The following is a 7,809-nucleotide window of genomic DNA, read 5'->3' on the forward strand; positions in this document are numbered from 1 at the left end:
TCGTTTGTGATGGTCTACAACAGAGGTTGATTGCTCAACCTCTGTTGCGTTCTGGCTATTGGCCTTGGCGCATCAGTCCTTCCTGGACCGCCGAGGCCACCAGTTCACCTTTCTGGTTGTAAATCTCTCCGCGTACCAGCCCTCGCGCTCCACTGGCCGACGGGCTGTCGATGGCATAGAGCAGCCACTCGTCCATCCGGAACGGGCGGTGATACCACATCGAATGGTCGATTGTGGCAACCTTCATCTTTGGTGTCATCAGTGTTACCCCATGAGGCTGCAGTGCCGTGACCAAAAAGCCCCAGTCTGAGGCGTAGGCCAGTACATACTGGTGGATGCGGGGATCATCAGGCATGTCGCCGTTGGCCTTGATCCAAAGATATTGCTTGGGGGCCTCTGGTTTGGGTGCCAGCGGGTTGACGACGGTGACCGGCCTCACCTCGATAGGCCTTTCGCGGCCAAATGTCTCGACGGCAGCTTTCGGTAGGTGTTCGGCAATTGACTGCACTAAAGCCTGTTCTGAAATCAGTGACTCGGGCGGCGGCACATCCGGCATGGTGGACTGGTGGCTCAGTCCGCTCTCTTCAGCCTGATAAGAGGCCGTCAGATAAAAGATAGGGCGGCCATATTGAATCGCTTTTACCCGCCGGGTGCTGAAGCTTCTGCCGTCACGCAGGTTTTCGACATCGTAGATGATAGGTTTTTGCGGGTCGCCCGGGCGTAGAAAGTAGCTGTGAAATGAGTGAACCTGGCGGTTTTCGTCAACGGTTTCTTTGGCGGCCGATAAAGACTGCCCGATAACCTGGCCACCATAAACCTGAGGTAAGCCTAGATGTTCACTTTGGCCGCGGAATAAACCTTGTTCAAGTTGTTCTAAGTGTAACAGAGTGAGAAGTTCATTCAGTTCTTTGCTCATCGGAGATCCAAGTTCCATGATATGATTAGCTGATTTTTACGGATACTTGGTCACAAATTCAAGTGTAATTAACGGGTAATTGCAATGTTACAGGTTTGTGCCTGATTGCAAGGGGAGAGGGATGAAAAAGATATTTACACTGCTTTCAGCATTGATCGCGTTATTGGTTATTTCAGCTTGTACCAATTTAATCAAACAGGATGCGGATCTGGGAACAGTGGATGGCTCTTTGACTTATAAAGAGCGTATTGCATTACCGAATAATGCCCGTATTACGGTAACCCTATCTGATGTATCAAAAATGGACGTCCCTGCCGAGGTGATCAGCAGCCAGGCTTTCTTGTCTGACGGCAAGCAGGTTCCGTTTGATTTTCAGCTTAACTTTATGAAAGAAGAAATTAAGCCGAACCATACCTATTCAATCAGTGCCCGTATTGAAGTGAACGGAAAGCTGATGTTTATTACTGATACGTCCAATCCCGTTATTACCGACCCCTCATTGACGACCAAGCTTAACCTGATGCTGGTAAAAGTTCAGTAATACGAGAATCCTCCACGGCGGAATCAGGCTGTGGAGGTGATTTGCCTACCTTCCGTCCCAGCGGTACTTGGCAAGCCTGAGCTTGCCAGATTCAGCAACCTCAATACCTTCCTGAAGTAGCCGCTCGCGCTGACGCTGCAGATCGTTCCCGGATAGGGAGATCATGCCTTTCGCATTGATGACGCGGTGCCAGGGCAGCTTCGAGCCTTCGGGCAGGGTCGCCATAAGCCGTCCTACCTGACGTGCATAACCAGGATAGCCTGCAAATTTGGCAATATCCCCGTAAGTTGCCACTTTTCCGTGGGGAATTTGGTGAACCTGGCTATAGATTTGACTCGCAAAATCGTCCATATTTATACCTGAACCGAACAAAACATCCCGATAGTTGCTGAATTCTGTTTTTCTCCTTCGCACTATCGGATAACGCAAGGAGGTGCTGCCATGTTGTATGCCGCGTTACTTGTTGTGGTTAGCATTGCGCTGACCGTGTTGGGTGTCAGTGCTCTGGGTTACAGCCAAGGAGAGCTTCCCGCACTGGCATTGGCTATTCCCGCCTTGTGGTTGCTACCGCAAGGTGGTCTTCGCGCCTGGCTGTTACTCGTCGGGCTCGGTGCATTCGGTGCCGTACTACCCGAACAGCCTCTGGCCCTGTCTATCAGTATCTTTATGATGTTACCTGTTTTTTCTGTCAGTTTCTCGCCTAAGAGCGGTTGGCAGTTGGCAGCCTTGCTGATCTCTATCGTGCTGGCCATGGATGTTGGCCTGATGGCACTTCAGGGTGAAGGCAAACTGCCGGGGTATGCATCCTATACGGTGATCCAGGTACTGGCTGTCACTCTGATCTGGTATGTGGCCCGCAGTTGGCGTCCGGTCGAGGGCAATACCTGGTGGCCGCTGTTTCTGGTGATCCCGCTGTGGGTGGGTGGCATGGAGCATGCCGCGCTGGTGGCTCTGTGTGTCACTGGCCTGATAGCCTCGATGCAGGAGATGATGAAAGGCAAACTGCGTGAGTGGGTACCTCGTCTTGCCTGGGTCTTGCCGGCCGTCGGCTTTGCCACGCTGGTACTGGTGCCGTACTTTGAAGTACCGAACCCGGTTCTGGTGGCCTGGTTACTGGTTCTGGGCGGTGCGCTGCTGGGTGAGTTCTTGCTGGAAGAGCCGGAAGAAGAGCTGTAAAGCTGCTTTCTATTCAGGCTGTTATGCTGGTTATTTTACCTAAGCGGTATTATCTGGGTAATAAATCAGCAGTCAGTCCAATAAGGGGGATTGCCCCCTTGCATTGTCGCAGGCGTTAGCGGATAATCACCCCCGTTCTCGAAACGAGACAACGAATCTATGGAGGCCCCCATTGGTCCTCCCGCAACACTAACCTGTGAACTCGGCCAGGCCCGGAAGGGAGCAACCGCAGCAGGCGACGTGTGTGCCGGGATGTGGCTGGTGGGGGCTTCCACCCATCTGGCGTTCGTGTAGTTTGCACCATAAGCCTGCATATTTTCCCTAATACCGTACATAATTGGCACAATAAGCGTGCATAAGCTATTTTTGTTGTAGTTTAACAACAAAACGGGCTAGACCATCATGTACCGTCGTCAGCTCAAACACTCCCGTGTTAAGAACCTTTTTAAGTTCGTCAGTGCCAAGATGAATCAGGTCATGACAGTCGAGTCTTACTTAGAATTCGATACCTGTTTCCATCTCGAATACTCCTCAACCATAACGTCCTTGAAGGTTTACCTATACTCTGCAATGCGAGAATATCCTTACATTTCTGCCTTTCAGGCCGTTGAAAATAAAGAAGTTAAGTGGATTGAGGTTAACCCATTTGCAAAAACATAGGAATCCGATTTTCTCCAACGCTTCAAGGTTAAACAGGGTGTCTTGATTCTGAAGACGCTAAGCTAATGGTGTTTGAAGCGGGAGACGTTATTACTCAGTGGTTTATTGGTGGCGAACTGAAAAGAAGTACCTTTATGGTAACCATGCTGACTATCTGTGATCAACTTGCAAGTTAAGCTGAGTGAAGGTAGCCAGGTGGCCTTGTAATTAAAAGTAAGGAAAACACCTAGTGAATAATAAAAGGCTCACCACCATGGTGAGCCGTTATTAATTAATGCTTGGTATCGTCATCGTTATTGAAACGGATACGCATCATCACGTCGCAGTGAAAGACCAGCTTGATTTTCTTCGCCTCGATCAATTCGAAAACGAAAGACACAACAAGAGAAACAAAGTCAATAACCAGAACTGGCACTGGTATATTAGTAAACCAAGTTTTGATGAGTTCAAATAGAACGGGCATCGCTTTTATCAGGTAATGGAGCATAAGCCATCCTCACACCCTGTTGACGGTGGTCAAATCTAAGGTGAAAAACTATTGATTTATGCTCGCCGCCGCATACAATGCACACATCCAAGGACGCCAATCTAATGGATAAATGTCACTGTGTGTGACGCCAACATAAAGCCCGCCACCGCGGGTTTTTTGTTATCTAATAGTCAGAGAAACACAACATATTGTGTTTTTTTGCTTTTTAGATGAGCGGTTATGTCGAAGGCTGTTCAAAATAACCGCATCCAACAGCACGTATTAGGCGAGAAATCCAAAAAACAAACATTGATCTAAATCATTTTTTTTAAAGGACAGTACAGGGAAGAACCGATGATTTTGAGCTAGTGCCAAATAATGAATGTAAGCTTTTTTCTCAGCCTTTTTGTCAACAAGTTTATTCTTTTCAATCCCACTTTTTAGTAAAAATAGTCCTTGCAAATGAAGTGATAGTTTCTTAGTGCGCTTCTATTTTTTTGGTATTATTGGATAAGGTTTTCAAGTGGGTAGCGGCACAAATATATTAAGGAAAGTGATACTAGACTTATTGGGTGAACAAGCAATACAGCAGTTGGAAAAACTCAATCTGGTATCAAATTTATCCAGAGCAATGCAGAGCTAACAGCCGGAAAAAATCCTGACCGAGCTTCAAAACTGTGGAGTCAAAGATATCCTTATCGCCTTTGTCGGTAGCTTAAAGGGCTTTCCAGACGCTATTAACTCCGTTTTCCCACAAGCCCAAATCCAACTGTGTATCGTGCACATGGTGAGAAACTCGGTTTGATATGTGTCTTGGAAGGACTACAAGACGGTGACGGCTGATCTTAAGCATATTTACCAATCTTCGACAGAAGATGAAGCTCTGCTAGCACTTGAGCACTTCTCCAAGATATGGGATGCCAAATACCCTCAAATCAGCCGCACGGCCATTTACATGACCACTGCGATAGAGTCCCAGAACAGTGTTATCAGGAAAGCGATTAAGAAGCGCAAGCTATTCCCGACGGATGAATCAGAAAGAAAGGTTATCTATCTGGCGATTCAGGAGGCATCCAAGAAATGGACGATGCCAATTAGAAACTGGCGACAAGCCCTGAACCGCTTTATGATTATGTTCGAAGATTGATTAACTAATTACTTGTAACTCAGAGCAGTTACACAGAATTATTTACAGGGTCTAGGCAGCCTTAATTTAGGCTTCTGAAGTAACTATTTGCTCATTACTCTCTGAGGCTGCTTCTGTTGATGCTTCAGGCAATTTTAGCTTCTTGATTATTAGTTCAATTACTGGTTTGAAAGCTGCCACTAGGCCGTTCTCAAGCAGCTCTTCATCTGTCATCTGCTCAATATATTGACTCACATTACGTTTGCCTTGATATGTAAACGAGTAATCAACGATAAACTGTTGGTATTCTGTTAAATCACTTTTATATTTGATTGGGCTTATACCGTTATTAAATAGTTCTTTGCGTTTAGATGCGGTAAATTTTTGCTCTTCATCAGTCTGCTCTTCAAGCCAAGATTGCTCTAATGCGTGTTTCCAAATAGATTCTGGATATAGGTGCTCTAATTCAACTTTCCATGCAAAACCTTTCCTTTTCAGTTCTTTAGGTGCATCGTGTGGAGGGTATGTTGCAGCACTTACGGTTGATTGTTGACTTGAGAAAAATTCTGTAAATTGTTTTTTTGCTTCTTTGCCAGCATCATCGTCATCCAATAGAAGAAGACCAAGAACTTTGTCATTTTCATGTTTCTGGAGTAAGTAAAACGCCTTTGCTCGGTCACTCGCTGCGTTAGCACTATTGTGCGCATTCTCTGGAGTATCAATGAAGATTTCATCTCCTCGGCTTAGGTATCGCAGGATACGAGTGATTACAGTCTTATCGCTAATTCCCTCTAGAAATATGCGCGGCTTGGAAGAGTTAGCTAGCTGAGAAGATAAAGCTTCTACTGTAGCGTTATATTCGCTTTCTCTTTCTTGCCACTCCTTTCGATGCTCTTCAATCATAGGTGTTACTAGGTTTAGGAAGCCCGTATTACCGTGAAGCTCCTGCTCGCTGCATGATAGAAGCTTAGTGTCATATCCTTGTTTATCGACATAATAGCTAGTGCTCTTGAGACCAGCAGGTAATGTGTCGTTGAAAGATAGTGAATATATTGCAGGTGAATGCGTTGTTATAAAAATCTGCGTGTGCTTCTTGGCTGCTTCAACTAATTGGCTATTTAGCTCAAAGCAAGTAGAAAATTCAACGTTATTTTCCGGTTCTTCGAAGCCCCAAATCTGAGGTCGAATCGTTGTTCTAGCACCTATGTTTTGTTGTTTAAGTGCAATAAAGGAGAGCATCATTGGGATGTGTCTAATTTTTATCCCATCACCTCTACGAGATAAAGGGATACTATCAGCATTAAACTCTAAAGCACCAAAGATGTTTCTTAGGTTTTGAGGTAGCTTGACTTCGTTATTGCTATTAACGAAAGTAGCGTCAATTTCCCCCATTAGTTCGCTAATATGATCATTGATTTCTTCCTCAAAGCTGTTAGCAGAGGCATGCAACCCTTGCTCTGATGCAGCTGCTAATACATCGTATAGCTGACCTTGAAGATCTCGGAAGAAGTTGGCATCTTTGATTGCGGGGATATAGATATAGTTAATATTTTTTAGTAGGTAAGGGATCTTACTTCGTTGAGGAAAGTTTGTCTTATTTACCACTCTTCCGCTTTTCATTTCGCAATGCTGTTGCACTTCGTCGTGGAAGCCATCCGCACGCCACGTTCTACTCCAATATACAGTGTCTGGTTTACCGGACTTACGGTAACTTCGAGGTAGCTTTAGGACCAATTCTACTTTGATTTCTTTTGCTTTTCGTTGTTGAACGGTAGCATTGATATTGAAATCAGACTGAAAATTGTAGTCAGTATCAGCGTCAGTCTTACCATTGAAGAACAAGTTTAATGCTCTGAGCAAGTTCGACTTGCCTGCATCATTCTTACCAACAAGAGTTGTAATCTCTTCTGCAGATATAGTTTCTTTGCGTATAGAGCGAAAGTTAGTAATGGTAATTTGTCTTATCATAAACTGTGCCAGCATTGCATAACTGTGGCTATTGTATGGCAGATTCATGATTAGTCTATATTTTATTTCTACAGTTGCCTCTTGGAACACTAAACGAGCTATATGTAAACCGAGCGGTTCAGTCGTTTTATCGGTAATACTAACTTTCAATGATGCAAGAAAATTAATCTATGGGGGCTTTTTTATTCCAATGTTGTTTCACTGTGGCACTCCTATGTTTAGTTCATTAGTAGTATCACAGTCTGGCTTAGAGCTTTTAAGCGGCATACTTGGGCTTTCCTTGTTGTCATTATAGCCGTAGTAGGCCTACCTAGTTTGTTACCTTCAGCTTTTGCGCGTTCTAGTCCACCTTTGGTTCGTTCTCTGATTCGAACACACTCAAACTCGGAAAAGCACTAAACACCTTTACCTTCATTACTTGATAATTCTTTGACTGGTAAATATAGACAGGCAACAGATATACTTTTTTCGTTAGCATTTAGATAGTTTTCTGCACATCTAAGTTATCTCTCCCTAATCTGTCTATCTTCAGTACAACCAATTTATCACCAAGTTCCAGTTTGTGGTCAACGAGTATTGAATATTTTTTCGTTCTATCGTCAAGACACTACCACTTAAATTTTCACTGATTACTCGATGTCACCTATATCATAGCTAGCCTATCGGATAGCAAGGTTCTGATTTTTTTTGGTTTGCTTTATTGTAGATACTCTATAGAAAGCGAATGGTCTCATTGTGATAATTTTTGGTATCAAAAAATGGCTATCATTTAATGAGCGTTTTTTGATTCTGGTAATACTTGGATCTCAGGAATCCCCACAAAATTCCTTTACTGTTCAATAAGTAGACACGCACCTTGCCTTCTGATCTAATGAATTCACCACAAAAACAAAAGAAGAAAACAAGATGCGTGATATTCAAATACTACACGACTCCCTTAGAGAACAATGCCC

Annotated in this window: 6 protein-coding genes, 1 other RNA gene and 1 pseudogene; 4 read left to right on the top strand and 4 right to left on the bottom strand. The window is 44.4% G+C overall.

Features of this window, described 5'->3' with window-relative positions; translation table 11 throughout:
- Positions 1-55 precede the first annotated feature (55 nt).
- Positions 56-916 carry an acyl-CoA thioesterase II gene (gene tesB, locus EIZ48_RS15800; RefSeq protein WP_075761840.1) on the bottom strand — a complete coding sequence of 287 codons (861 nt, stop codon included), beginning with the start codon at positions 914-916 and terminating at the stop codon, positions 56-58.
- A 121-nt stretch (positions 917-1,037) separates the two neighbouring features.
- On the opposite strand from tesB, the gene EIZ48_RS15805 reads away from it, so the two are divergent.
- Positions 1,038-1,457, top strand: coding sequence for a YbaY family lipoprotein (locus EIZ48_RS15805; protein WP_160653294.1), 420 nt, complete (start codon positions 1,038-1,040; stop codon positions 1,455-1,457).
- Between the two features lie 45 nt (positions 1,458-1,502).
- Here the strand turns inward: EIZ48_RS15805 and EIZ48_RS15810 are convergent, their stop codons facing one another.
- Positions 1,503-1,808, bottom strand: a complete 306-nt coding sequence (locus EIZ48_RS15810) for an MGMT family protein (protein ID WP_075761842.1) — start codon at positions 1,806-1,808, stop codon at positions 1,503-1,505.
- Positions 1,809-1,898: 90 nt separating this feature from the next.
- Here EIZ48_RS15810 and EIZ48_RS15815 point away from each other — a divergent pair, with 90 nt between their 5' ends.
- On the top strand, positions 1,899-2,633 hold the full coding sequence (locus EIZ48_RS15815) for a VP0952 family biofilm-associated protein (RefSeq protein WP_075761843.1): 735 nt from the start codon (positions 1,899-1,901) through the stop codon (positions 2,631-2,633).
- A 170-nt stretch (positions 2,634-2,803) separates the two neighbouring features.
- Positions 2,804-2,900: signal recognition particle sRNA small type (ffs, locus tag EIZ48_RS15820), an RNA gene on the top strand.
- Between the two features lie 664 nt (positions 2,901-3,564).
- Here ffs and EIZ48_RS15825 read toward each other — a convergent pair.
- On the bottom strand, positions 3,565-3,780 hold the full coding sequence (locus EIZ48_RS15825; protein ID WP_160653297.1) for a hypothetical protein: 216 nt from the start codon (positions 3,778-3,780) through the stop codon (positions 3,565-3,567).
- A 637-nt stretch (positions 3,781-4,417) separates the two neighbouring features.
- Between EIZ48_RS15825 and EIZ48_RS15830 the strand changes: the two are divergent.
- A pseudogene (locus EIZ48_RS15830) lies at positions 4,418-4,909 on the top strand (transposase); the annotation flags it as partial.
- 66 nt (positions 4,910-4,975) lie between these two features.
- On the opposite strand, the gene EIZ48_RS15835 reads toward EIZ48_RS15830, so the two are convergent.
- Entirely contained in the window at positions 4,976-6,904 is a 1,929-nt protein-coding gene (locus EIZ48_RS15835) for an ATP-dependent nuclease (protein WP_240152987.1), read from the bottom strand.
- Positions 6,905-7,809: the final 905 nt, after the last annotated feature.

Source organism: Photobacterium alginatilyticum, assembly GCF_009910675.1.
In the GTDB taxonomy this organism is placed as follows: domain Bacteria; phylum Pseudomonadota; class Gammaproteobacteria; order Enterobacterales; family Vibrionaceae; genus Photobacterium; species Photobacterium alginatilyticum.